The organism is Vibrio genomosp. F10 str. 9ZD137, assembly GCF_049974785.1.
Lineage (GTDB): Bacteria > Pseudomonadota > Gammaproteobacteria > Enterobacterales > Vibrionaceae > Vibrio.
Genome location: NZ_JBNGCJ010000963.1, coordinates 1 through 307 on the forward strand (window position 1 = coordinate 1; position 307 = coordinate 307).

A 307-nucleotide genomic window follows, 5' to 3' on the forward strand; every position below is an offset into this window, starting at 1 on the left:
CCGGCTGCTCCAGCAGTTGAAGCGGCGGCAACTGTTGCTGCTCCTGTTGTGGCATCGGCTACAGAACTGAAAGAAGTTCATGTTCCAGATATCGGCGGTGATGAAGTTGAAGTCACTGAAATCATGGTAGCTATCGGCGACAGCGTTGAAGAAGAGCAATCTCTTCTTACTGTTGAAGGCGACAAAGCGTCAATGGAAGTTCCTGCACCATTCGCTGGCATCGTTAAAGAAATCAAGATCGCTTCTGGTGACTCAGTATCGACTGGTTCTCTAGTCATGATTTTCTCTGTAGAAACAGGTGAAGTAG

Annotated in this window: 1 protein-coding gene; it reads left to right on the forward strand. The window is 47.9% G+C overall.

Features of this window, described 5'->3' with window-relative positions:
* Positions 1–307, forward strand: a 307-nt coding sequence (locus tag ACP45E_RS20940; RefSeq protein WP_347229989.1) for a biotin/lipoyl-containing protein, incomplete at both ends; no start/stop codon positions are given.